The sequence below is a fragment of the Acinetobacter sp. V115_6 genome (assembly GCF_031799025.1).
GTDB lineage: Bacteria > Pseudomonadota > Gammaproteobacteria > Pseudomonadales > Moraxellaceae > Acinetobacter > Acinetobacter pittii.
Genome location: NZ_JAVQNO010000021.1, coordinates 1,634,758 through 1,661,316 on the forward strand (window position 1 = coordinate 1,634,758; position 26,559 = coordinate 1,661,316).

Annotated in this window: 22 protein-coding genes; 7 read left to right on the forward strand and 15 right to left on the reverse strand. The window is 39.0% G+C overall.

Annotation, left to right across the window (positions count from 1 at the left end):
• Window positions 1-4: 4 nt before the first annotated feature.
• Window positions 5-2,740, reverse strand: a complete 2,736-nt coding sequence (locus tag RMA94_RS16145; RefSeq protein ID WP_206216549.1) for an autotransporter assembly complex family protein — start codon at window positions 2,738-2,740, stop codon at window positions 5-7.
• 166 nt (window positions 2,741-2,906) lie between these two features.
• Here RMA94_RS16145 and RMA94_RS16150 point away from each other — a divergent pair, with 166 nt between their 5' ends.
• Window positions 2,907-4,229 (forward strand): MFS transporter, encoded by a 1,323-nt coding sequence (locus tag RMA94_RS16150; RefSeq protein WP_130172416.1) that lies wholly within the window; start codon window positions 2,907-2,909, stop codon window positions 4,227-4,229.
• A gap of 3 nt (window positions 4,230-4,232) precedes the next feature.
• Window positions 4,233-4,868: a 2-polyprenyl-3-methyl-6-methoxy-1,4-benzoquinone monooxygenase gene (gene coq7, locus RMA94_RS16155; RefSeq protein ID WP_002119684.1), complete on the forward strand. Its 636-nt coding sequence runs from the start codon at window positions 4,233-4,235 to the stop codon at window positions 4,866-4,868.
• A 45-nt stretch (window positions 4,869-4,913) separates the two neighbouring features.
• Here coq7 and RMA94_RS16160 read toward each other — a convergent pair whose 3' ends face one another.
• Entirely contained in the window at window positions 4,914-5,462 is a 549-nt protein-coding gene (locus RMA94_RS16160; protein ID WP_130172415.1) for a DUF2799 domain-containing protein, read from the reverse strand.
• A gap of 405 nt (window positions 5,463-5,867) precedes the next feature.
• Here RMA94_RS16160 and RMA94_RS16165 point away from each other — a divergent pair, with 405 nt between their 5' ends.
• Window positions 5,868-7,292, forward strand: a complete 1,425-nt coding sequence (locus tag RMA94_RS16165) for a glutamine synthetase family protein (RefSeq protein ID WP_130172414.1) — start codon at window positions 5,868-5,870, stop codon at window positions 7,290-7,292.
• A gap of 76 nt (window positions 7,293-7,368) precedes the next feature.
• Here RMA94_RS16165 and RMA94_RS16170 read toward each other — a convergent pair whose 3' ends face one another.
• The 9 genes from RMA94_RS16170 to RMA94_RS16210 form a co-directional block, all read right to left on the reverse strand.
• On the reverse strand, window positions 7,369-8,085 hold the full coding sequence (locus RMA94_RS16170) for a response regulator (RefSeq protein ID WP_151302440.1): 717 nt from the start codon (window positions 8,083-8,085) through the stop codon (window positions 7,369-7,371).
• Window positions 8,086-8,096: 11 nt separating this feature from the next.
• Window positions 8,097-10,751 (reverse strand): sensor histidine kinase KdpD, encoded by a 2,655-nt coding sequence (locus RMA94_RS16175; protein WP_311083766.1) that lies wholly within the window; start codon window positions 10,749-10,751, stop codon window positions 8,097-8,099.
• A gap of 38 nt (window positions 10,752-10,789) precedes the next feature.
• The gene (gene kdpC, locus RMA94_RS16180; RefSeq protein WP_202732230.1) at window positions 10,790-11,395 is read right to left on the reverse strand and encodes a potassium-transporting ATPase subunit KdpC; all 606 of its coding nucleotides are present in this window, start codon (window positions 11,393-11,395) and stop codon (window positions 10,790-10,792) included.
• A gap of 13 nt (window positions 11,396-11,408) precedes the next feature.
• On the reverse strand, window positions 11,409-13,448 hold the full coding sequence (gene kdpB / locus RMA94_RS16185; RefSeq protein ID WP_081312862.1) for a potassium-transporting ATPase subunit KdpB: 2,040 nt from the start codon (window positions 13,446-13,448) through the stop codon (window positions 11,409-11,411).
• Window positions 13,449-13,456: 8 nt separating this feature from the next.
• Complete coding sequence (gene kdpA / locus RMA94_RS16190; protein WP_311083767.1) at window positions 13,457-15,166, reverse strand: potassium-transporting ATPase subunit KdpA; 1,710 nt, start codon at window positions 15,164-15,166, stop codon at window positions 13,457-13,459.
• A gap of 258 nt (window positions 15,167-15,424) precedes the next feature.
• Window positions 15,425-15,862, reverse strand: coding sequence for a 2-amino-4-hydroxy-6-hydroxymethyldihydropteridine diphosphokinase (locus RMA94_RS16195; protein WP_151282953.1), 438 nt, complete (start codon window positions 15,860-15,862; stop codon window positions 15,425-15,427).
• Complete coding sequence (gene folB, locus RMA94_RS16200; RefSeq protein WP_000338783.1) at window positions 15,819-16,199, reverse strand: dihydroneopterin aldolase; 381 nt, start codon at window positions 16,197-16,199, stop codon at window positions 15,819-15,821. The genes RMA94_RS16195 and folB overlap by 44 nt, the downstream gene beginning before the upstream one ends.
• Before the next feature lie 15 nt (window positions 16,200-16,214).
• Window positions 16,215-17,513 (reverse strand): AarF/ABC1/UbiB kinase family protein, encoded by a 1,299-nt coding sequence (locus tag RMA94_RS16205; RefSeq protein ID WP_002119658.1) that lies wholly within the window; start codon window positions 17,511-17,513, stop codon window positions 16,215-16,217.
• A 58-nt stretch (window positions 17,514-17,571) separates the two neighbouring features.
• A complete protein-coding gene (locus RMA94_RS16210) occupies window positions 17,572-18,348 on the reverse strand; it encodes a HesA/MoeB/ThiF family protein (protein WP_130172412.1) in 777 nt (258 codons plus the stop codon).
• Window positions 18,349-18,517: 169 nt separating this feature from the next.
• On the opposite strand from RMA94_RS16210, the gene RMA94_RS16215 reads away from it, so the two are divergent.
• Entirely contained in the window at window positions 18,518-19,096 is a 579-nt protein-coding gene (locus RMA94_RS16215; RefSeq protein WP_311083768.1) for a flavin reductase family protein, read from the forward strand.
• Window positions 19,097-19,186: 90 nt separating this feature from the next.
• Here RMA94_RS16215 and RMA94_RS16220 read toward each other — a convergent pair whose 3' ends face one another.
• Together RMA94_RS16220 and RMA94_RS16225 are read right to left on the reverse strand one after the other, a co-directional pair.
• The gene (locus tag RMA94_RS16220; protein ID WP_311083769.1) at window positions 19,187-20,323 is read right to left on the reverse strand and encodes an acyl-CoA dehydrogenase family protein; all 1,137 of its coding nucleotides are present in this window, start codon (window positions 20,321-20,323) and stop codon (window positions 19,187-19,189) included.
• A gap of 19 nt (window positions 20,324-20,342) precedes the next feature.
• Complete coding sequence (locus RMA94_RS16225; RefSeq protein WP_311083770.1) at window positions 20,343-21,113, reverse strand: 3-hydroxyacyl-CoA dehydrogenase; 771 nt, start codon at window positions 21,111-21,113, stop codon at window positions 20,343-20,345.
• A 169-nt stretch (window positions 21,114-21,282) separates the two neighbouring features.
• Between RMA94_RS16225 and RMA94_RS16230 the strand changes: the two genes are divergently transcribed.
• The 3 genes from RMA94_RS16230 (at window position 21,283) to RMA94_RS16240 (ending at window position 24,371) form a co-directional block, all read left to right on the forward strand.
• On the forward strand, window positions 21,283-22,311 hold the full coding sequence (locus RMA94_RS16230; protein ID WP_311083771.1) for an AraC family transcriptional regulator: 1,029 nt from the start codon (window positions 21,283-21,285) through the stop codon (window positions 22,309-22,311).
• A 242-nt stretch (window positions 22,312-22,553) separates the two neighbouring features.
• Window positions 22,554-23,528, forward strand: coding sequence for an aliphatic sulfonate ABC transporter substrate-binding protein (locus tag RMA94_RS16235; RefSeq protein ID WP_130172409.1), 975 nt, complete (start codon window positions 22,554-22,556; stop codon window positions 23,526-23,528).
• A gap of 3 nt (window positions 23,529-23,531) precedes the next feature.
• Window positions 23,532-24,371: an ABC transporter permease gene (locus RMA94_RS16240; protein WP_311083772.1), complete on the forward strand. Its 840-nt coding sequence runs from the start codon at window positions 23,532-23,534 to the stop codon at window positions 24,369-24,371.
• A 2-nt stretch (window positions 24,372-24,373) separates the two neighbouring features.
• Here RMA94_RS16240 and prmC read toward each other — a convergent pair whose 3' ends face one another.
• Together prmC and prfA are read right to left on the reverse strand one after the other, a co-directional pair.
• Window positions 24,374-25,189, reverse strand: a complete 816-nt coding sequence (gene prmC, locus RMA94_RS16245; RefSeq protein WP_311083773.1) for a peptide chain release factor N(5)-glutamine methyltransferase — start codon at window positions 25,187-25,189, stop codon at window positions 24,374-24,376.
• Entirely contained in the window at window positions 25,189-26,277 is a 1,089-nt protein-coding gene (prfA, locus tag RMA94_RS16250; protein ID WP_002119588.1) for a peptide chain release factor 1, read from the reverse strand. Before prfA ends, prmC begins: the two co-directional genes overlap by 1 nt.
• Window positions 26,278-26,559: the final 282 nt, after the last annotated feature.

Consider the following 26,559-nt stretch of genomic DNA (forward strand, 5'->3'; position numbering starts at 1 on the left):
ATTTTTAAAGTTGTGGGCCTATAAAGAAATGTAAACGAATCGGATGGTTCTCATCTGAAATACCCGAAGCGACATCTAAACGGATTGGCCCAATTGGAGACTTCCAGCGAATTCCGACCCCAACACTATAAGCTGCTGGATTACTGAAATCTTTATCGTAAGCATTACCAAAGTCAGAGAAAACAGCTGCTCGCCATCCATCTTTGAACTGATAGTTATATTCTAAAGAACCTACAGCTAAAGCTTGGCCCCCGATTTTATATCCATCTACTTCTGGAGAAAGACTTTTATAGTCAAATCCACGAATCGTTTGGTCACCACCCGTAAAGAATCTAAGATTGTATGGAACTTTGTCAAAGTCATCTGTAAAAATATAACTAAGGTCAGATCTTCCAACAAATTGGTGATCATCATTTTTACCTAGAGAATAAATAAATCTCCAGCCTGCACTCGCAATTGCCATATTGGCATCAGACAGTAAACTCTCGCTGCCTAATTCTAATTTATAAGTTTGTTTAAAAGCTTTTGTTGGGTTTAAACGTGTATTACTTGAAGTTTTAGATGTTTCATAACTAAACAATAATGCTTCTTGCTCAGATGCAGCTGTTTTAAAAGCATCTGGTAATTCAGAAATATCAACATTACCTTTTTGGGTCAAACGATCTAAACGATAACGAACACCAATAGTATGCTGCCAATTTCCTAATGGACGTTTGATTACGCGCTCCCCGCCCACAACAGCAGATTCGGTTAAGAGGCTTACATCCGGACCAATATCATCCCGTGTTTCACGCTCATAACCGCCAACGATATTAAAATAGTCATTTAACGGATGTTTATAAGGAATACTATATCGACCATCAATCGATTGACGAATTTCAGAAACTTCTAAGTTGGCATCAAAAGAATGGCCATATTTATTTACGATAGAACGGCGATATTGACTACGTAAACGCGCCCCCGTATCGGTTCCATAACCAATACCAGTTTCCAAACTATTTAGCTTGTCAGCATTTAAAGTCACAATAACTGGAATTCTTTTTGTTTCACGTGCTTGAGCTTGTAAACGATCCTGTTCAGTTTCCTGTTCATCATGCTGAGCTGCGGCACTTTGCAACATCGCAGTTTGAGGCTCTGCCTGTTTTGCATTTTGTGTTCCGGCAAACTGTTTTTCATCGACTACGTTTTGCGTAACTTCTTTATTGGATGTCGCTAATTGACGTGCTTTCGCAAGTTGTCGTTGTTCTGGTGAAAGTAAATTAGACTCATCAACATCAATATTTTGCTCATCCACCAAAGCTTGTAAATCTGGTGGTAGCTCAAGTGGCTTTTCAATTGGATCTGGTTTAATGCTATCAACCAATGTGTAATTAAAATAACGCGAGTTGGTTAAGTTATTCGCGAGCACGTTTACACGCCAGAAAGCATAGTCATCACCTTCTTTCCAAGGCGCCATACTTTCTAAGATATTTTGATTTAATGGCAAAGGTTTCGAAGGATCGCTCATACGAAACTCGACCTTATCTAATTTATAACGCTCACCTGTCTCGTAGCGTAAATTAATATCGGCCTTATTTTCTGGCTGACTTACTTTTACATCATGCAATCGCCAATAAGCATCAAAATAACCGTTATCAGATGCTGCATCGACAATACGGGTTTTAGTGGTTTCATATAAACCGTGATTAAAGATATCACCAACATCTTGATCAGGAACTAAGCGAATAACCTGAAATTGTGGCTGCTTTTCGCCTGGACCTGTAAACTCAATATTTTGCTCATTAATTCGTACTGGTTCATTTGGTGTCACTCTGACACGAACACGACTCGGACTTAATTTTTCAAATCGGAACTCAGCATTATAGTAACCCACAGCTTGAGCAGCCTGATTACTTAATGTTCTAAGCTGAGGTAAAGCAGCATTAAAGTCTTCAAAAGATTCTTGAGTAAATGTTGAAAGCTTACCTTTAATATTTTTAGCTAACACATCTGAAGCGCCTTCTACCTCTGCGCTAATACGCGGTACTTGTTCCATCGGAATTGCACGCGGCGGACGTACTTTATTTAAAATACGCTTAAAGAAACCAGCTTGCTCAGGTGGTTCTTCGGCCTCTGGTGTCAATTCAGGCAGTGTTTTCCCAGTCTCATTGGCTTCAACTACAATTTTACTGTCAGACTTAATTTCTTGCATAAGCTGATCAATATTTACAGGTGCCTGATTAATTTGATTTAATTCAGATTGAGTTGCATCGCTTACAGTAACTTCGGGGAGTTTCTGAGTCCCATTTTGAAAGTTCTGTGCTTCATTCTTTGCTTCTTCCGCTACCCTATAAATTTCATTTGCCATATTTTGATCAACAGGCATATCGGGTAAATCTTCAAGATTATCAAGAGTAATTGGCTTAAATTCATCAATTTGATTTGGAAATTGTTCTTGTTGTTGCAATATAGCCAAGCTATCTTGTTGCTGCTGAGCTTGGGTTACAAGTGTAGCGATATCTGTAACTGGAGCAGTATATTGCTCGTTAACCTGAGCTGACTGTTCAGTTGACTCCTCAGATACTGTCTGGTTTAAAGTTGTTGATGAACTATTCTCAACAGAAGTTTGAGCAAAACTTGGCGTTACGCAAACGCTTAACAACAAGCTGCTACAAATAAGTTTAGGAATGCCCTGCATTTTTAAAATTAAATGCATAGAATGAGAGAGAGTTGACTGTTTAAACTTAATTTTAGAAGGCATAGAAAACTCTAGACTTATTTTTTAATAAAACGCACCAAGGTAAGTGTAAAACTCACTCAAAACCATTGATTTTTCATTTAATCAAGCGTTAAAAATATCATACATGGTTTTCGATGCAAATTAACACTCGGTCACATTTTTTTATAAAACACAATGAAGTTTGCACATGATGAAACAAGATGAGCACCTGATGACCTCACGTCGGTTTGTACCGATGTTTTTTACCCAGTTTTTTGGCGCATTAAATGATAACGTTTTTAAGCAAGCTTTATTATTGGTGATTACTTATGGATGGATTCAGCAACAATCTGCTCCCGTAAGTACTCTTAATAATTTGGCAGCCCTCTTGTTTATTCTGCCATATTTCTTTTTTTCAGCCACAGCTGGACAAATTGCCGACAAATACGAACGATCTCAACTCGTCCGTGGTATTAAAATTTTAGAAATCATCATTATGCTCATCGGTACTGCAGGTTTCCTGTTAGGAAACTTATGGCTACTTCTTTTTGCTTTATTTTTGATGGGTACACATTCGACGTTCTTCGGTCCGATTAAATACGCAATTTTGCCTGAAATCTTAAAACCGAGCGAGTTAATGTCCGGTAATGCGCTATTTCAATCTGGCACATCCATGGCGATCTTGTTCGGGATGATCTTAGGTGGTGCCGTAATTGCCTCATCAGATGGTAATTTATTGTGGATTAGTATCACCGTAGTGGCTATTGCTTGCATAGGCTATTTATTTAGCCGCTTCATTTTGCCGCAAAAAGTTGCTGCACCTGACTTAAAGATTGACTGGAATTTTATCCGTACAAGCTTTCAAACCATTAAATATGCCAAAAGCTTACCGCTAGTATTCACAATTTTGCTAGGCAACTCATGGTACTGGTTTTATGGCGCGACTTATTTAACTCAAATTCCGCAGCTTACCCAGCAAAACCTTCATGCATCAGAAAATGTCGTTAGCCTGTTACTGACTTTCTTTTCAGTTGGTATTGGTGTGGGTTCTCTTCTTTGCCGTAAAATTGGTGGTTCAGAAATTAATATTAAAATGGTGCCGATTGGTGCAATTGGCCTTACTGTTTTTGCGCTCTACCTTGCTGCCAGTTTAGCTTTTGTACCCGAAAGAACTGGGGCATTACTTACCTTAAAAGACGTTTTTACCCAAGGCTGGGTTTACTACCATGTCATGATTGCTGTGACTTTATTGGGTATTAGTGGTGGTTTTTATATTGTTCCCCTATATGCCATGATGCAGGCTTATTCACCACGTTCACATCGTGCACGTGTTGTTGCAGCGAACAATATCTTAAATGCCGTTTTTATGGTTTCTTCTGCAATTTTTTCAATCTTAATCTTAAGTGTTTTAAAAATTGATATTAAAATACTATTTATTATTACAGCTGTACTTAGTGCAATCTTTAGTATCTGGCTTCTCGCTAGACTAAAACCAATGCTTGCCACAGCCCACCTTTCTTTAGAGGACTAATTTATGCGCCACTATACTGGAATTGATCAACTTATTAACTCATTTGATCAGGCATTGCGTAGTCTTGTTCCGGGTGCAACAGCAGCACAGCGTCAAAATCCAGCTGAAACAGTAGAAACAAAACTTGGTGTAGAAGATGCTCGCCATGTCGCAGGTTTAATGCGTGTTAACCACAGTGGTGAAGTATGTGCTCAAGCACTTTACCATGGGCAAGCATTAACGGCGAAATTGCCAAATGTCCGCCAAGAAATGCAACAAGCAGCGATTGAAGAACAAGATCATTTAGCTTGGTGTGAAGATCGTTTAAAAGAATTAAACAGTCATACAAGTTTGTTAAATCCAATCTGGTACGGATTGTCATATGGCATGGGTGCCCTTGCCGGTATTGCTGGTGACAAATATAGCTTAGGTTTTGTTGCTGAAACTGAACGTCAGGTTAGTCTGCATTTACAAGATCACTTAAACCAGTTACCTGCTCAAGATGAACGCTCTCGTAAAATTTTAGAGCAAATGAATGAAGATGAATTGCATCACCGTCATACTGCACTTGAAGCAGGCGGTGTTGAATTACCATATGCAGTAAAAATTACGATGACTGCTATTTCAAAGTTAATGACAAAAACCAGTTATTATCTTTAAAAAACAAAGGATTGATCTCATTCAGATCAATCCTTTTTTAAAATATTATTTTAATCCATGATCATATTTGAAACGTTCGATATCTCGAATTGAGTTCCAATAGTTTCTGTTAATACGGTCACGATCAATTTGTAATTCTCTTAAAAGTTTACGATAGCGTTCGCGCTCTTCTGGCTTTAATTTTTCGTTGTAAGCATTATCAGAATATTGCTTAAACTTCTCGTCATAACGATCATATTCAGCTTTTGCATTGTAGTAATCGGAAGCTGCTCGATAATAAGGTCTTAAACGATTACGCTGCTCGATTGGGCATACATTAATATTGCCGTTACCCTCTAAAGCATTATAAAAAATATTTGATGGCTGGCAATAATACCCTAAGCCCTCTTTATACCCACGTTCATATGACTTTTGATCTGGAACAATATTGGCTTTTCCACACGCTTTATAATATTGATCTAAACGTGGCGAAGACCCCTTTGAACCATCTTTCTCACCCACTAATGACCAATTCGCAGTCTTACATTCTTCTACGCTCATTGCAGCACAACCTGAAAGGCTGATTGCTAAAATGGCTAAACCGATATTTTTCATATTAAGAAAACTCAAAAATAAAATTAAAAAACGCAAAAAATAAAATTCCAGTACATGTGCTATATAAGCCTTGCTCAATTCAAGATTTATAAATAAATGTTTAACTGGATAAGCATTTAAGTTTAAAGCAGTTTGACCATCTCACCAAATGAGAAGCTTAAATTTTTAGCTTTGTTTAATTTTAAAAAGAGAAATCAGTAGAATTTTATAATGCGCTGACTGCTCTTATACGCTAATTTTACTTTAAAAATTGATTATAAAAATTAGGCTCAAGACATTGATTATTAATAAATAAAAACAATAAACCCCATAAAAAAACCTTTCATCATTTTACTCTTTTTTTACGAGATTAACTTCAAAGGTTACGTTAGGATTTTAGCTAAATAACCACCAAGGTTTTTTATAATGAGTACACTTATTTACCCAAATTTAAACTTAAAAGATCCTCAATTTAAGGCATTTAAAATATCAGATAATTTTATTCCTCCGACACAATCTGGTACTTTCCAATCAGATCTTTTTTTAAAAGAAGTTGATGAATATTTAAGTTTATATCCACACACTCAGCACATTGATATTTGTCTACACGACTTAAACGGGCATATTCGTGGTAAACGAATTGACGTTAAAAGCCTCAAAAATCTCTCTCATGGATGTTATTTTCCACTTTCTGTTTATGCCATGAGTCTGGATGGAAAAGTGATTGAAGAAACAGGCCTGGGAAAATATATTGGTGAACCAGATAGACTTTGCCTGCCCATTTTAGGCAGCTTGCAACCAAGTGCCTTATCCCCAGAATTAAATGCTCAGCTTTACCTATCAATGCAAGAAGAAGATAGTTCAGACTGTCGCTATGAACCACGTAATATATTAAAAAAATTATTAAATCAGTTACATGCTAATAATTATTTTCCTGTCATGGCTGCCGAGCTAGAGTTTTACCTTTTCTCACCTCAGCATCAGTCTGAAACCTGCATAGAAAACCAATGTTTTGATATAGATGCGCCAAATAACTACCAACAAGTCCTAGATGAAGTTGAAAAAGCAGCCTTACTACAATCAATTGAAATTACCGCTATTGTTGCGGAATCATCCCCTGGACAATACGAATTAAATCTTCAACACAGCCATGACATCTTGAAGCTTTGTGATCAAATTAATGCCTTAAAAAGAATTGTAAAACAAGTTGCAAGAAAGCATGACCTAACTGCCTGTTTCATGGCGAAACCGAACTTATCAAAGGCTGGTAGTGGTATGCATTTTCATATGAGCATGCTTAATCAATACCATGAAAATATATTTAGTTCAAAAGTAGAAAAAGATGAGCTTTCAGTCAAATTATTGAGCGCGATTAGTGGCCTAATTGAGTTAATGCCTGCATCTATGGCGATTTTAGCGCCTAATATTAATTCTTATAGACGTTTTAAAATTGGTCATCACGTGCCATTAGAAGCCAATTGGGATACTAACAACCGAAATGTTGCAATCCGAATTCCATGCTCAGATGTACAAAATCAACGCTTAGAATATCGTGTTGCTGGAGCTGACTGTAATCCCTATCTGGTTACAGCGACTATTTTAGCGGGCGTATCTTATGGCTTATCTCATAAATTACCGCTGCCAAAACCTGCACATCTTTTAAAGTTTCCAGACGAGCACATTTTATTAGCCAACAATCAGCCGGAAGCCTTAAAAATATTTAAAGGAAGTCTTATTTTAAAAGGGTATTTAGGGGCAGACTTTGTAGAACATTGGTACACGGTTAAACAGGCTGAATATCAAAATATTTACAGTCAAATGACTGAAGCAGAACAACATTGGGATATATAAATAAAAAGAGCAAAAAAACTATAAACCACTTTGCAAACCCTTAGGGAGAAATACCCTAAGGTTTTTTTATATCTAATTAATGATTTTTCTGTTTAGCTAAAAAACGTAACCCAACACCTGGTTCAGTAGCAATATAACGTGGCTGAATCGCGTTATCCCCCAGTTTACTGCGTAACTTGCCCACTAAAATACGTAAATAGTGCGTATCTTCCTGATGGGTGGGTCCCCATAGCTCTTTTAAGAGCTGAGGCTGTGTTAAAAGCTGCCCTTGATAGCGCATTAATAACGTCAAAAGCTGAAACTCTTTTCGAGTTAAAGTAATTGATTGTTGCTCGATCCAAACTAAACGTTGCATGACATCAACCTTGAGATAGCCATCGTCATACACATGAGCTTCTTGTTGAATCGGTTGATTTCTTAAAATGACACGTATGCGCGCCAAAAGCTCTTGCACACTAAAAGGCTTGGTCATGTAGTCATTTGCCCCTGCGTCTAGCAAGGCAACTTTTTCATATTCATCAGCACGTACAGATAACACAATAACGGGAACGTTCGACCAGCTACGTAATTCTTGAAGCACTTCTTTTCCATCTAAATCGGGTAAGCCTAAGTCTAGAATCACCAAATCAGCCCCTTGGGTTGCCAAAGCCTCTAGGCCTTTGTACCCCGTTTCGCAGAGCGTGGTTTTATATTTTTGAGTTCTTAAAGCAATGTCTAGAAATTTACGAATTTGAGGCTCATCATCAATAATCACAATACGTGTTTCTACAGGTAAGGTTTCGGAACTTATCATGAATTTACAACTTATTCTTTTACTGGGTGAATGGGTAATCTGATTTGAATTAAAGTACCTTTATTTTGGCGCCCTGAAAATGCTTCTATTGTACCCATATGAGCACCAATAATCGCTTTTACGATTGTAAGCCCTAAACCAGTACCAAACTTTCCACGGTCTCCTCGTTCCATCGTGTAAAACATATCGAAAATACGATGTCTTTCGTCTTCAGGAATTCCCGCTCCTCTATCTTCAATTTCAATTTTTACTTCATCTTCTGACACAAGATGAGCACGAATCATGACTGGTTCATCTGGAGGTGAAAAGTTTGCGGCATTTTCTAAAACATTAAAAATAGCTTGCTCTACCAGTGCAGGGTGAACATACAAACTAATCGGTTGCTCAGGTAACTGAACGACCACTTGTGTATCTGGTTTATAGCGCTTTAAACGGCGAGTTGCCGAACCAATTAATTCATCTACTCCAATCCAGTCTCTTTTTAAAGTTAGACCTTCATGTCCCAAACGAGTCATATCAAGCAAGTTTTGAATATAACGGTCTAAGCGTTCACCTTCTAAATGAATTGTTTCAAGCAGATCTTGTTGGTCTTGTTCTGACATTTCAGCTTTAAAATTGGCAAGCGTGTCTGCTGCCCCAATAATAGAAGCAAGTGGCGAGCGTAAATCATGCGATACCGAAGATAATAAAGCAGAACGTAAGCGCTCTGTTTCACTGGTGACTTTTGCTTGTTCAAGCTCATTCACCAATTGGGTTCGAAGTACTGCCTGTGCAATGTACTCAATTACACTTTCAGTCAATTTTTTTTGCTCAAAATTTAAGGAAACCACTTCATCCTTAAAGTAAATTCCCACAATACCTAGGCTATTTTTTTGTTCTAAAAGAGGTAAAAACCACCAGTTTGACTGACTCAGAGTATCGGTAAAACGCCCACACGGCTGCTTGTGTTTCAAACACCATTCTGCGGCTACTTTTTCTTTATCATTTAGCTCAATATCAGATGAAATTACCTTATCTCGAATAGAAATCCACACTTTAGTTTGAAGTTGTGTTTCTAAAGTCATACGTCCTGTTTGCATGACTTCTTCAAGGTTTACTGCACTAGAAAGTTTACGTGCTAAGTCTTGCATTACCATAGTGTAAGCATTCGCAGCTTTTAAAGATAAAACTTGCTGGCGTAACTGAGAAGCTAAACGGCCAGCAATTAAAGCTGCTGCAAAAAAAGCAACAACGGTGACTACCCCTTGGTGTGCTGAAATCTGAAAGGTATAACGCGGGGCAATAAAGAAAAAATTATAGGCCAAGAAACATATTAAGGCTGCCACTACAGCAGCTAACATTCGGGTCTTAGTTGCAACAATTAAAACAGAAATAATAAAAATGACAGAGAAGTCTTCAATACCAAATAGAACTTCGGTAAAGTGAGCTAGAAAAATGCTACCGCACGTCACAGCTAAAACAAAAATGCTTTCTTTTAATGATAAAAATGAAGGCTTTTTGAGCTGATTAATCTTTTTAGTGCCCTGTTCTGGGTGCAAAATGGTTAAAGCAATCGAGTTTTCTTGATTTAATAATTGCTGAGCTAAATTTTTCTTAAATAACTTTAACCACCACGGTGAAATACTTTTACCAATGACAAGATTGGAAATACCTCGATCAACAGCGGCATCCATTAACACTGACGCAACTCGATGGCCATATAAAACTTCAGTTCGACCACCGAGTTGTCGAGCCAACTCAAACGCACGGTCAATTTCGATGTATTCTTTTTTATAAGAGCTCACTGAACTCAGCCCAAAGTCCAAACTTCTAGCAACATTCACTACAGTCCATGTAGCACCATTACGTTCTGCTAAGCGGCAGCCTGCTCGCACTAAATATTCAGAAGAGCCTTGCCCATCTATCGCAATCATCAATTCATTTTGCAACGATATAGATTTCAAGCCCTTCGAGGCATAACTCTCTTTTAAGTCTGAATCGACATGCTCAGCAACGCATTGCATTGCGAGTTCACGTAATGCTGTTAAATTTGAAATGCTAAAAAAGCCTTGTAATGCCAGATTTGCTTGCTCTGGCACATAGACTTTTCCTTGATGGAGCCTTTCAATAAGCTCACTGACGGGTAAATCAATTAAGCGGATGTCTCGAATACGATCAAATACCCGATCTGGTACTGTTTCATTTACTCGAATGCCTGTAATTTGATAGACCACATCATTTAAACTTTCTAAATGTTGAATATTTATAGTGGTAAATACATCAATACCAGCGTCTAGCAACTCATTAACATCTTGCCACCGTCGTTCATGACGACTATTTGGGACGTTGCGATGAGCCAATTCATCAACCAAAACGATTTGCGGATGCCTAAGTAAAATAGCATCCAAGTCCATTTCTTCTAAAATATGCCCCTGATATTGCATTTCTTTTCTAGCAATCTGAGGCAACCCTTCCAAAATTTTTAGAGTTTCGATTCTTCCATGGGTTTCAACAATACCAACAACAACATCTGTGCCCTGTTGAAATAATTCTTTGGCGCGGGCAAGCATGGCATAGGTTTTTCCAACACCCGGTGCCGCACCAAGAAAGACCGTTAGTCGACCGGCTTGATATCTGTTGACATGATTTAATAAGGCCTCAGCCTGATTTTCGCGATTGCTTTGCACTTGATATCATCCGGTAAACTAACAACTTTATTTTTAAGTTAATGTGTAGATTGTAATTGATCTAAAGCAATATTGAGCTGTAATACATTAACACGAGCTTGCCCCAATACACCAAACTGCTTCGGTTCAACATACTTTTGCAAAAGCTCTTCCACAACCTTAGGATCTAAATGACGAGCTTGAGCCACTCGAGCAACCTGTAACTGAGCAGATTCAGGACTAATATGCGGATCGATACCACTCCCCGATTTAGTCACCAAATCACTTGGAATAGGTGTATTGCCCGTGTGGTCTTGTTTTTTCACAGCAAGAATCTGAGCATCAATTTGTTGCTGTAGTTCAGGATTAGTACGCGCTAAGTTTGTACCTGCCATCGCCATCGGGTCATAAGCAATTGCTGAAGGACGCGGATGAAAATAAGCCTCTCCAACAAATGGCTGAGCAACTAATTTTGACCCTAAAACTCTATGATCTATTTCAATCAAACTACCATTCGCTTGATTGTTAAATAACACCTGTCCCGCACCTGTAGCAATTGCACTATAAGCAGCGCCACAGCCAACTAAGGTAAAAATTAATAATCCCAAAGATGCTCTTAAGGTCTGACCCAAATTTGCTTCTGAATTTTGTACATAAGTTTTCATTTCAAACTCCAGATTACAAACCAAATAATTGAACAATCACTACATCAATCGCTTTAATGGCAAGGAATGGCAGAACCACACCGCCCACACCATAAATCAACATATTCCGACGTAATAACTGAGTTGCCGTTGAAGGTTTAAATTTCACGCCTCGGAGTGCGATTGGAATTAATAGCGGGATAATAATCGCGTTAAAAATTAATGCAGATAAAATCGCACTGCTTGGACTTGCTAAGTGCATTACATTCAATACTTGCATTTGTGGAATCGCAGCAGCGAACAATGCAGGCAAGATGGCAAAGTATTTAGAGACGTCGTTTGCTAACGAAAATGTTGTTAAAGCACCACGGGTAATCAGCTGCTGTTTCCCAATCTCAACCACAGCAAGTAGTTTGGTCGGGTCAGAGTCTAAATCAACCATGTTGCCGGCTTCTTTTGCAGCTTGTGTACCCGAGTTCATGGCTAAACCAATATCAGCTTGCGCTAATGCTGGCGCATCGTTTGTTCCATCACCGACCATCGCAACTAAACGACCTTGTTGTTGTTCAGTACGAATACAAGCCAATTTGTCTTCTGGTTTTGCTTCGGCAATATAATCATCTACACCAGCTTCAGCAGCAATCGCGGCCGCAGTTAATGGGTTATCACCTGTAACCATAACGGTTTTAATGCCCATTTCTCTTAAACGAGCAAAACGTTCTTTAATGCCGTGTTTAATTACATCTGAGAGTTCAATTACGCCCAATACATGGTGTTGATTTGCGACAACCAATGGTGTTGCCCCTTTTTTGGCAACTTGTTCAACACGCGCTTTTAATTCCAAATCTTGAGAATAATCTTCATCTACAAACTTCAAGATCGCATCTAAAGCACCTTTACGAATTTGATCACCATTCGGTAAATTCACACCAGAAATTCGAGTCGAAGCACTAAAAGAGATAAATTCGGCTTGTTCAGGTTCTTGCTGTTTTAAACCTTGCTCTTTTGCTAACTTAACAATCGACTTCCCTTCTGGTGTTGGGTCAGCAAGTGAACTTACCCAAGCAGCAGCTCTCAACTCAGACTCGGTTACCGAAGTTAAAGGATAAAAAGAAGTCGCTTGACGGTCACCATAAGTAATGGTTCCTGTTTTATCGAGTAAAAGCACATCAATGTCACCCGCAACTTCTACCGCTTTACCTGATTTTGCCAAAACATTGGCTTTGAGCGCACGGTTCATACCCGCAATACCAATCGCAGGTAACAAACCACCAATGGTTGTAGGAATCAAGCAGACCAATAACGCCACGAGCACAACTGGATCAAGTTCAATATGCAAATACTTGGCAATAAATGGCAGGCTAATCACGACAATTAAAAACGTGATTGTCATCACCATTAACAAGAAGCCAAGTGCAATCTCATTCGGAGTTTTCTGGCGATTTGAGCCTTCAACCAAAGCAATCATACGGTCTAAGAAACTTTGACCAGATTCAGCAGTCACTTGCACAACAATACGATCTGTCAGAACTTTGGTTCCACCAATAACACCTGAACGGTCTGTTCCAGCTTCACGTAACACAGGTGCTGACTCACCTGTAACAGCCGATTCATTAATAGTGGCAAAGCCTTCTACAATCTCACCGTCGGCTGGAACAAGCTCACCTGCATGTACTTCAATAAAATCATTTAAATGAAGTTCAGTAGCTGCAACTTGAGTGGTTTGACGGTCTGTCAAAGAGTTGAGTCTTCGAGCCGTTAAATTTTCTCTTGCTGCACGTAATGAAGATGCCTGTCCACGACCTCTGGCCTCTGCAACCGCTTCAGCATAATTAGCAAATAAAATGGTAATAAACAGAATTGCTGTAACCGTGAAACCAAATAACAGCGTGGTGTAACCCAAGACTGTACTAAATGCTGTAACCACTGTTCCAAGCCATACAATTGCCATCACAGGGTTTTTAATTGCATGCTGCGGTAGCAGTTTCACAAATGCATTTTTCCAAACTTCAAAATTTGGCACTGCCATGGTTTGTTTATGGCTATTTACATGAGTTTGTGTATTCATTTTCACTCGCCTCCTTAGCCTTTAACCAACAAAAGTTGATCGGCAATAGGCCCAAGGACAAGAACTGGCATAAATTGTAATAAGGTAAGCAACACAACAATCGTAATCAGCGTTAAAGCAAAGGTTGGAGTTTCAACCTGAAGACTACCTGCTGTTTCGGGTGCTTTTCTTTTTGCTGCTAAACGTGTCGCAATCATTAATGGCAAAATTAAGGTCGGAAAACGTCCTAACAGTAGAGCGATACTACAAGTGACATTCCACCATACAGTGTTGTCTCCAAGACCTTCAAAACCTGAACCATTGTTGGCAAATGCAGAAACATATTCGTAGAACACTTGGCTAATACCATGTGGTCCCGGATTACTAATTCCAGATATGCCTGGAACGCTGAGGCTTAATGCGGTAAATGCAAGAATGACTAAAGGTTGAATCAAGATAATAATCGCGAGCAATTTAATTTCTGCTGCTTCAATCTTACGTCCAAACAATTCAGGGGTACGGCCTGTCATTAAACCTGCAATAAATACGGCAAGTAACAGATAAATCATAAACTGTTGCAGACCACAGCCCACACCACCCCAAATCGCGTTAATCAACATATTGATGAGTTCGACTAAACTAGTAAGCGGCGCAGAAGAATCATGCATCATATTGACCGAGCCGTTATTTACCTGTGTAGTAAGCGCTGCCCAAACTGCTGATGCTGCTGGTCCAAATCGTTGTTCTTTACCTTCCATTACGGCAAATTGAGATGCTGTCGATGACATACTCTCAGACCAGACAGCCGCTGCACCTGAAATAATTGACATGAAAAACATGCTGCCAAAGACAAAGTAAGCAAACTTTTTACGCTGAGTAAAATGCCCGACCATAAAAATGACTGTGATTGGAATAAGTAAGATCGCAATCATTTCTAGTAAATTAGAAAATGGTGTTGGATTTTCTAAAGGCACAGAACTATTTGGACCGTACCAACCACCACCATTACTACCTAATTGCTTAATCGCCACCATTGGCGCAACTGGTCCTAAAGGAATTTTTTGAGTTTCAACGCTATTAGCTTTATCAATAAGCTGTACTTCTGGCCCGCCTTGGAAAGTTGCTGGCACGCCTTGGCTGTTAAGCAACAATGACCAGACAAAACAGAGAGGAAGCAAGAATCGGACTGTAGGGCGAATTACATCTGCCCAATAGTTACCAATTAAAATTTGGTCTGGCTGCTCGGCAACATCGGCTGCAATATGGCTTGGGCGCTGATAAAAGAAAGCTCTTAAGGTCGCGACCACCAAAGCCAGCCCCATCATTGGAGTAATGACTTGCAAACCTACAATACCTGTCATTTGCGACAAATAAGATAATTGAGCTTGACCAGAATAATGTTGTTGGTTCGTATTTGTTAAAAATGAAATAACCGTGTGTAACGCTAAATCCCAACTCATATTTGGTGCATGGTTAGGGTTTAATGGTAGCCATGCTTGCGTCATAAAAATAGCAAGAATAGCCACTGCAAGAAAAATACAGCTTACAACAAATGCTAGAGAATATTGTTTCCAGTTCATTTGTTGTTGTGGAGATACACCTAATAAGCGGTATACAGGATTTTCAATCCAACGAAATAATCCATCACCCCACATCGGCTGATTTGCCATCACTTTGGATAGATATTTACTGAGGCACCATGCTAGAAAAATAGCAATAAATAAAACAAGTATAAGTTCTAACATGGCTATTCTCCTCTATATCCCTTGGCTTGATTTGCCAAACTGGAAATAAGGAGAGATGGAGAAATATCATTTGTTTTAAGTCCGCATAAGACAATGCCAGACTGATGCAAGATGCGCATTTGAGAATTTATAAGCATCTTTATTGTCCTGAAATAACACTAATTTAGTGAATTCCAGTATCGATAAAATGCCCGTAAATTCTCTATTGAGGAAACCAAAGCCCGCGTAAAATTTGCATAAAATTTAGTTTGAAGGGTATTAAACTTTAAAATTAACGACTGGATAAATCATGTTATCAGCCTTTAAGGTTTCACAATGCCAAAGTTCATATAAGGGAATTTTTACATCGAGTGCCAAAGGTAGCTTTTTAGAATTAAATTGCATATGGTCCAGATCACTTCCCCATGCAATCAAATCTACATCTAAAGAAATATGATGCGACGGACGAACACGACCCGAATCTGACTCAAGTTTCTTTAGAAAAGATTCAATTTGGTCACACGATAAAGTGCTTCTCAATAGACATGCCGAATTCCAATAATCATCTCCAATACCATCTCGGCATGGAATTTGATAAACAGATGAAAACTGCACTTTCCCCAATGTTGCCAATTGCGTATAAGCAAAAGTAAAGTGCTGATCTGCGTCTAAATTACTCGCTAGGGCGAGCGCAAAAATTGTTTCTGGTGCGTTCAAGACGAATTCCTACAGCATTTGCTTCTGCAATGATGGCTGGCTTACGGATGGTTATGGTAATTTTTTCAATTGATGGAAAGGTTTCAAACAAACATTGTAAAACCAGATGTGCTGCATGCTCGATTAATTCAGGTTTAGCTTGTTGAATGGTTTGAGCCGATAACTCACAAATCTGCGCATAGTTGAGAGTGTCCTCAAGCTTGTCAGACTCTGCTGCTCGGCTCAAATCATTATGAATGGTTAAATCCAACATTAAAGGTTGAATGATTTGTCTTTCCCAGTTGAAACAGCCAATCACTGTCTCAACTTTCAAGCCTTCAATAATAATGGCATCCATAAATTTAAACTGACCTTAGTGCTTTAACAACGAAGCAGGTTCCATATTTTGAACCATTTTCAAACGCTGGTCTGCATAAATATCAGTATATGGTGCGAGTACGCGCATAAAACGATCGAAATAAAGCATTTGCTTAAATAATAAAGCAAAATCACGTGGGAATTTAATCCCGTGGCGCTCACCTACACCTACCATATCCATCATGATGTCATTTAAATCGGCTGGATTTGAAGACAAGATCTGTTGCGGATCGGCCATTAATACGCCATTAAACAAACGCTCTAGATCTTGAGCCAACACCTGAACGTCAATTTTGTTATGGGTCATACCCATTTTCAGCATATTTTCAGCCATTGCCTGATAATCAGTCTTTTGTAAGGCATCCATAAATGCAATACATGCAGTCCAAACTTCAGGTTTTAACTGACCCACGATACCAAAATCGATAAAACCAATACGCCCATCTTCAAGCAACATTAAGTTCCCAGCATGTAAGTCAGCATGGAAACTCTTACATAGCATGAGACTACCAAACCATGTATTCATAGCAGTAATCAGTACTTGCGATGGATCTTTAGCATATTGTTTTACGACACTAAAGTCAGTCAAAGACACACCGTATAGACGTTGCATGGTCAAAACACGGCGGGTAGAAAACTGATGATAAACTTTAGGTGCCGTCGCTGCTTTATTTTGTGAAATATTAAGATATTCCACAAAATCATCTAGGTTTTGTGCTTCTTCAATGAAATCGACTTCACGAACCATACGGCTTTTAATTTCATCTACAATTTCTGAAAGAGCTGCGAATTTGATCTTTGGTACTGCGCGTTCAAGCAGCTTGGCAGCCCAATGCACCACACTTAAGTCCGTATATAAAATGGTTTCAACGCCAGGCTTTTGTACTTTAATAACAACATCTTCACCTGTAGTCAGCTTAGCTGCATGAACCTGAGCAATTGACGCAGAAGCTAATGGCTTTTCATCGATGTAGCTAAAAATCTGGCTTAAATCACGTCCTTCAAACTCAGATGCAAGCACACCTTGAATATAACTAAATGGTAGTGTTGGTGTCTGGTCTAAACAACCTTGAAATTCTTCTACATATTCACGTGGGAAAAGCGATGGCGTACTCGCAATAAACTGACCAAGCTTAATATAAGTTGAACCAAGGGACTCAAAAGTCTCTCGCATGAGTTTGGCATTACTTGGTTTTTCAGTTGCGTATTTAATTCCAGCTTTGGCGGCAACCACTGCTGTTTCACCAATGCGGGCGACTGAACGTAGCCCATCAAACAAAATATTTTTTTTCATATTTCTTCAAAACCAAATCATTCAGGTTGAGTGTAGCAAATTTTGTTTAATTTACTGATTAGCTTGCCTGACAAAGTGGGCAATTTACATCTTTATCAAAACTAACAATACGTTGTGTCATATTTAAACCATCCCACAATAATAGTTTCTGCTTTAAAGGTACACGATTTAAACCTAAATACAGCAAAGTGTGATGTGATTGTAATGACGCTATCATTACAGGGGTGGTTGCAAGTACCCCTGACTCTGCACAGCGCAGCCCTTCATTGCTATGTTGTTCTTTCGGAAAAAGGCATTCATAACAAGCTGAATCTCCTTCAACCATAAACATTTGCGCCTGAAATCCAATTGCTGAAGCGCTAATTAATGCGACCTGATGTTTCTTACAAGCTGCATTTACCAGATAACGGGTTGTAAAATTATCGCAGCCATCTAAAACCACATCTTGGTGTTCAATAAGTCTATCAATGTTATGTTCGTCTAAACGTTCGTTGTAGTATTCAACACAGATATAAGGGTTAATTTTCTGTAACCGTTTAGCCAAAATCTCTGCCTTGTAGCGACCAATATCTTCATGACCAAATGCGATTTGTCGTTGTAAATTACTTATCTCGATCGTATCTGCATCAATCAATGTAATTTTCCCAACTCCTGCTCGCGCTAGTAATTCCGCACTGGTACAGCCTATTCCACCGGCACCGACAATCAGTGCATTAGCAAGTTTGAGTTTTTCCTGAGCTTCAATATCCCATCCATCAAGTAAAATCTGACGGCTATAGAGATGCATTTCTTCATCACTTAACTCTACAAAATCGATATCTTGAAGCTCGGTCACGCGTTAATCCTTTCACTTAGAAGCGAAATGATTTTATGACTAAGTTCGTTATTATGAAAGCTATAAAATGGAAACAACTTTTTTATTCGGTTAATACCCTATCACATTACTTCTCTCACACTTTCTGCAACAATAACACTATCTATTTTCTGTATTACTTAGGCTAAATATGTCCCAATCATATATTGCACCTGTAGAGTTAGAAAAAGCCTATCGTTTGTTAAATCATGGTCCAACTGTCCTTGTTTCCGCACAACATGGTGACGACAGTAATGTAATGGCTGCCGCATGGGCATGTGCCTTAGAATTCAAACCAGCCAAAGTGTCCGTTGTTCTCGACAAAAGCACTAAAACACGACAGCTCGTTGAGCAAAGTGGCTATTTCACACTACAAGTTCCTTGTTATGCACAGCTCGATCTGACTCATCAACTTGGCACCATTAGTAAGTTAGATGATCCAGAAAAACTTGAGCATTGCGGTGTTGAGCTATTCTATCAAGAAGAACTTCCTAGCCCACTTGTATCAGGTTGCGTCGCATGGCTTGTATGTAAACTTATTTCTGAACCGCATAATCAGTCAGCTCATGATTTATTTATTGGTTCTGTTATAGGTGCATGGGCAGATAGCCGTGTCTTTAAAGATGGGCACTGGCATTTTCAAGATGCGCCGAAAGAACTTCGTAGCCTGCACTATATTGCAGGTGGAACTTTTTATTTGATTGGTGAAGAAGTCAAAGCTCAAATTTAATCATTAAAAAGTGAGTTTCATTTAATTGCAAAAAACCGCATAACAATTGCGGTTTTTTGCAGTCAACGACATTTTTTAAAAATCTAATACTTAAACTTGAGCCACTTCACGAGCAATCACCAAGCGTTGAATATCAGAAGCACCTTCATAAATCTGACTTACACGAACATCGCGATAAATTCTCTCTACAGGGAAATCACTCACGTAGCCATAACCACCATGAATCTGGATTGCATCCGAACACACTCGCTCAGCCATAGTAGATGCAAATAGCTTTGCCATTGAGGCTTCTTTTAAACAAGGCAGCCCAGCATCTTTTAAAGTTGCAGCATGCAAAACCAACTGATGCGCAGCTTCAATCTGGGTCGCCATATCAGCTAAACGGAAACCAACCGCCTGATGCTGAACTAATTCGACTCCAAAAGCTTTACGCTCATTTGCGTATTGGACAGCAGCATCAAAAGCAGCTCTTGCCATTCCAACCGATTGAGCTGCAATACCAATACGTCCAGCCGCTAGATTAGATAATGCAATTTTATAACCTTCACCCTCTTGTCCCACCAAATTTTCTAAAGGAATTCGGCAGTCCTCAAAAGTAATAGTAGCTGTATCTGAAGCATGTTGGCCCATTTTGTCTTCAATACGAGTGACCAAGTAACCTTGTATATTGGTCGGTACAAGAAAACATGAGATTCCTTTTTTGCCCGCTTGTTTATCGGTGACCGCAAACACCAAAGCCACTTGGGCATTTTTACCACTGGTGATAAATTGTTTTACGCCATTGAGCACCCAATGGTCGCCATCGCGCTCAGCTTTACATAAAATCGCGCTTGCATCTGAACCGACATGTGGCTCAGTTAAACAAAAGCATCCTAGCCATTCGCCAGAGGCAAATTTTGGCAAATAGGTTTGTTTTTGCTGCTCTGAACCGTATGCCAGTGTAATACCGCAAATCAAAGAGTTTTGTACGCTTACAATTGTCGAAATAGCACCATCTCCTGCGGCAATTTCCTCAATTGCAAGTACTAAAGATACATAGTCCATTCCGGCACCACCCCATTCATCGGGCACGGTCATCCCCATAGCACCTAGTGCACCTAAATCTTTTAATTCCTGAGCAGGAAATTCATGGGTTTTATCGCGATGTGCAGCTGTTGGTTTTAACTGATTTTGCGCATAGTTACGCATCATCTCCTGAACCATACTTTGTTCAGCATTTAAGATCATTTCAGCATCCTTATTTTTATTATTTTGCTGCCATACGAATTGCACCATCTAGACGGATGACTTCACCATTTAAGTAAGAGTTTTCAGCAATATGTGCCACCAAACGGGCAAACTCTTCTGGTTTTCCTAAACGAGATGGATATGGCACCATTTGTCCCAAAGCATCCTGTACATTCTGTGGCATCCCCTTAAGCATTGGGGTTTCCATAATTCCCGGTGCAATGGTCATAATACGAATGGCATGTCGCGCAAGCTCACGAGCGATTGGCAATGTCATCGCCACAATAGCGCCTTTAGAAGCTGAATAAGCTGCCTGACCAATTTGACCATCAAATGCCGCCACAGACGCAGTGTTTACAATCACACCACGGTCTTCTTCACCTTCTTCAACCGTGTTTTTGCTCATTGCATCTGCTGAAAAACGCAGCATGTTAAACGTACCTGTAACATTAATTTGCAGCGTTTTTGAAAATAATGCCAAATCATGTACGCCTTCACGACCAACCACTTTTGCAGAAGGGCCAATACCCGCACAGTTAACCAAACCATGCAAATGACCATGTTTGACCAACACATCTTTAAAGAACTGTTCAGCAGCAGCTTCATCGGTTACATCAAGTCTTACAAAGTCAGCTTTTGGCCCCAACTGTTTCGCTTGTTGCTCGCCTGCTTCTATATTCATGTCTACCAAGGTAACCGAAGCACCTTGCTTTATCAAATACTCAGCTGTTGCAGCACCCAAACCTGAGCCACCACCTGTAATGACGAAATGTTTCCCTTGAATTTTCATTATGTAATGTCCTATAGAAATGTTCTTTAAACTTAGTAGTGAGAGTAAAAGTTGTTGTTTTCCGATACAATTTCAAAAAGCCTCAAAATGTTTGCAGCTTTTGATCAATCCAAATTTTAAATATGTAGTATTTCACTTGAAATATATGAAGAAAATATGAGTCTTTGACATGGTTGTCCAATCTTCTTTAAGTAAAGGCACAATTTCGATTGCACTAGTACATGAAGCACTGAGTGCGGCTTATGCCAAAGGTTTAAATACACAAATAATTCTCAATAAAGCAGGCATCCCCGCTGAATTACTGATGTCTCCAAAGGCACGTGTGCTTGTTACAACCTATGCCCAATTGTGGATAGAGCTTGCTAATGCCATGAACGATGAGTTTTTTGGGATGGATAGCCACCCTATGCGTCGTGGAAGCTATAAATTACTGACTAAACTCGTCAGTACGGCTGAAACTTTAGAAAAAGCACTCTACGATATTTTGAAGTTTTTTAACTTTGTTTTAGATGATATGCACGGAGAACTCATTCGAGAACAAGAAAAAGCTTATTTAGTGATTCATGATCATGAACAACCTAAACGTATGTTTACCTACGCAACCTTTTTAATATTAGTACACGGACTTATGTGCTGGTTGGTAGACCAGCGAATTGGTTTAAATACTATTATGGTACGTTGTCCTAAACCGAACGATATTCAGGACTATTTAGTACGTTTTGGTGAAGATATTCAATTTAATGCTGAGATAAATCGAGTTGAGTTCGATGCCCACTATTTAGATATTAAAATTAAAAAAGATAAAAAAGCGCTTTATGATTTTTTAGAGCAAACTCCGCAAAATCTTTTAGTTCGTTTTAAAAATGAAAATGCCTTAAGTGTACTTATTCGTCGCCATTTATTGAAACTCCACCCTGCACAATGGCCCGAACTCAAAGATGTAGCTCACCAACTCAATATTTCAGAAGCCACCGTTCAACGTCGACTGAAACATGAAGGTGTAAGCTATCAACAAATTAAAAATGAAATCCGCTGTGATATTGCTGTTCAACGCTTAAGCAAAACGAATGACTCAATTCAAGATATTAGTGAAGATTTAAGCTTCCATGACCCAAGTGCATTTCACCGTGCTTTTAAAAAATGGACAGGTGTCAGCCCAGGTGCATATCGAGATAATTTAACTGGACACAAGCAATAACATATACATCGAATGAAGCGTGAGGTATTAGAGTTTAAGCTTATGATATTTATGTCTTTTAAATTCAATATTTCAGATAAACGCATTATTTAAAATTTAATAATAGTCATAAAAACAGTGATTTATAATTCTATTCAAACTTTTATCTTTCAAACTGATTTATAAATCAAAATAACTAAGTTTATAAGCCTCTAAACACGTGAAAGGATGATCTCCTATTTCATTTCGGTTTTATTTTTATCATGTCTTTAAAATCAAAATTTTCTCTACCAAAGACTTTGTTGGCATCAACATTGGGGTTTGTATTTACTTCATCTGCTTTTGCAGCAATTCCGACTACGCTTAAACTTGATTATGCTTACTATGCACCAACCAGTTTAGTCGTTAAAGATCAAAAACTTCTCGAAAAAGCACTGCCAAATACCCAAATTAAATGGGTTTTTAGTCAAGGTAGTAACCGCTCATTAGAATATCTCAACAGTAACAGCATCGATTTTGCTTCTACCGCTGGATTAGCTGCTGTATTAAGTCGAGCGAATGGTAGTCCAATTAAAACGATTTATGTACAAAGCCAACCGGAATGGACCGCGCTTGTTGTCGCAAAAAATTCACCAATTAAAAGCCTAAAAGATTTAAAAGGTAAAAAAATTGCAGCTACCAAAGGAACCGATCCTTTCTTATTTACACTACAAGCACTAGATACAGTCGGTTTGAGTAAACGTGATGTACAACTGGTTCATCTACAACACCCAGATGGCAAAACTGCATTAGAGCGTGGCCAAGTAGATGCTTGGGCTGGACTTGATCCATTAATGGCTTCTGCTCAAATTCAATCAGGTGCCAAATTGCTTTATCGTAATGTTGGATTTAATAGCTATAGCGTACTGAGCGTTAAAGAAGATTTTGCAAAGCAAAGCCCTGAAGCGGTAGAGGCCGTTATTAAAGCCTACGAACAAGCCCGAAAATGGGCAAAAGCCAATCCAGATAAAGTGGCAGCACTTTTAGCTCAAGAATCAAAACTTCCTCTACCTGTGGCTAAACTACAACTGAGCCGAACCAACTTCGATCAAAGCATTCCATCAGCAACTCAAGCACAAGCGCTAAAACGTTCTGGGAAAATTTTGACAGAAGAAGACTTGGTTAGAAAAGGTACCAACGTCAATCAAGTGGTTGATCAGTTGCTAGACCCACGTTTTGCTCAAAAAGTCGTGAAATAGTATATGAGTGATTCACTTAACAAAGCTGAGCTAAATCACTTCTTAGCTCAGCAGGCTTCAAAATCTCAGAAAAAGCATTTAAACCATAAATTTACACGGTGGTTTAAAGCGCTACTCATTCCACTTATCTTTTTAACGGCTTGTGAGTTTTTAGTCAGAAATGGCTATATCGATGCTTATCTACTCCCTGCACCGTCTAGTTTATGGCAATCTTTTTTAGATTTAGCTCATAGCGATCTATTTGCCCATATTTATATTAGTACATGGCGTGTTCTGTTGGGCTTTATTATAGGAAGCGGTTTAGGTTTAATTTTTGCAATTTGGGTTGGATTAAGTAAAGAAGCAGAAGCATATTTAGAACCAACTTTTTCAGCAATTAAATCAATTCCAAGTCTTGCGTGGATCCCTTTATTATTACTTTGGTTAGGAATTGACGAAGGTTCTAAAATTACATTGATTGCAATCGGAGCATTCTTTCCAACCTATACCAATACAGTTGCAGCAATTCATAATGTAGATAGAAAGCTCATTGAAGTTGGAAAAGTTTATCGGCTTAATGCTTTTCAGCGGATTATATCTATTATTTTACCAGCAGCATCTCCAGGCATTTTAACTGGCTTACGAAACAGCTTAAGTTTGTCTTGGATGTTTATGATTGCAGCTGAACTGATTGCGGCCACTCAAGGGATTGGCTATTTACTCAGTGATGGCCGAGAGACGTCTCGACCAGATATTGTTATCATTGCAATTATTTTATTGGCGCTATTGGGTAAAGTAACCGATACCTTAATGAAACTTATCGAAAACTGGTTATTACGTTGGCGAGATACACTACAAAATTAATTTTAAATCCAGCATGCCAAAGTGACCCGATCATTTTGGCCATAGTCTTGAATAGTTTTAATTTCACTAAAACCATGCTCAGCAAATATTTTTCGAACAGCTTGCCCCTGATCATAGCCATGCTCTAGCGCAATCCAGCCTTGTGGTTTTAACCAGTTTTTCCCTTGAGCAATAATAATTTCAATATCAGCTAGTCCCTGATGATCTGCAACCAATGCACGGCGCGGTTCTGTTGCCAAAGCTTGCATGTGCTCATCTTCAGGGTCGATATACGGCGGATTAGAAACAATTAAATCAAACTTTTGTGGTTCGAGTGCTTCAAACCAAGCGCCGCAGGCAAATTTCACACATTGCAAATTATGAACTTGTGCATTTTCTTTTGCGACTTCTAAAGTAGGCGCATAAATATCAGTTGCAGTGACTTGCCAATCTGGACGTTCACTTGCTAATGCAAGCGCAATTGCACCTGTTCCCGTTCCTAAATCAACAATATTTGCAGTATTTGGCAAATTTAGATTTAAAACGGTTTCAACTAGAATTTCAGTATCAGGTCGTGGCACTAAAGTATCAGACGTTACTTTTAAATCGAGTGTCCAAAATGGCTGTGAACCCGTCACATAAGCTAAAGGCTCACCATTTTGGATACGTTCTAGACCAGTCAAGTAATCTTGCTCTTGTTGGGCAGTTAACTCTTGCTCAAGTCTAAACTTTAATTCAAGCGAATTGATTTTTAGAAAATGCTCAAGTAACCAAGCATTTTCTTGCCGTTCATAACTGTCAGGCTCACCACGAGTTGCAAGCGCTTGAGCAATATTCATTAGCCGCCATTTTCCTGTGCAAGCATCGCAAGCTGATCTGCCTGATATTCACGATGTAAGCTATCGAGCAATTCAGTCAAATCACCTTCCATAATGGCATCTAACTTATATAAAGTTAGGTTAATACGATGGTCAGTCATACGCCCTTGTGGGTAGTTATAAGTACGGATACGTTCAGAACGGTCACCAGAACCAACCAAATCACGGCGCATTTCAGAAGTTGCTGCATCTGCTGCTGCACGTTTTGCATTTTCTAAACGCGATACTAACAATGCCATCGCTTTAGCTTTGTTTTTATGCTGTGAACGTTCTTCTTGGCACTCAACCACTGTGCCGGTTGGAATGTGAGTAATACGCACCGCTGAATCGGTTTTGTTAATGTGCTGACCACCTGCACCAGATGCACGGTAAGTATCAATACGTAAATCTGCCGGATTAATTTCAACGTTGGTATCAACATCAATTTCAGGCAAGATCGCAACTGTACAAGCTGATGTATGCACACGACCTTGTGATTCAGTTGCTGGCACACGTTGTACACGGTGAGCACCACTTTCAAACTTTAAGCGACCATAAACGCCATCACCATCTACACGACAAATAACTTCTTTAAAGCCACCATGCTCGCCTTCATTTTCAGAAAGGACTTCGATACGCCAGCCTTGTGTCTCGGCATATTTGCTGTACATACGGAACAAATCACCAGAGAAAATCGCAGCTTCATCACCACCTGTTCCAGCACGGATTTCTAAATAAGCCGCATTAGAGTCATTTGGATCTTTTGGAATCATCAAAATATTGAGCTGGCTTTCTAATTCTTCAAGCAATGTTTTATTGGCTTGAATTTCTTCTTCTGCCATATCTTTAAAGTCTGGATCCGACTTCATCATTTCAGCAGTTTCAATGTCTTCTTCTGCTTGACGGTATTTGCCCCAAACTTCGGTAATTTCAGATAAATCACTATGTTCACGAGACAATTTACGGAAACGTTTGTTATCGGAGATCACTTCAGCATCTGCAAGCAATGCAGTAAGTTCTTCATGTCGATCACAGAGTTGATCAAGTCGTAAACGGAGTGACGCTTTCATAAGAGGAAATATCTCAAAAGTCCAAAAAGCTTATCGAAGGCTATGTAAGTATAGAAGATAAGCAAAATCGTAAAAATAGCGCATAGTTTACAGATTATGCTGCTTAAATGACATATATAATCAGCCAATTCATCAACTTTCCCAATAAGTAGAAGCGTATAAATATAATGATTTCGAATAAGATTTATTATTTGCCTATAATTTGGCTGTTCTGTAGAAAATAATAAGTTATATTTTCCCTCTATATGACAATAGAGGCTTTGTTTAAAAAACCTCTTTGCC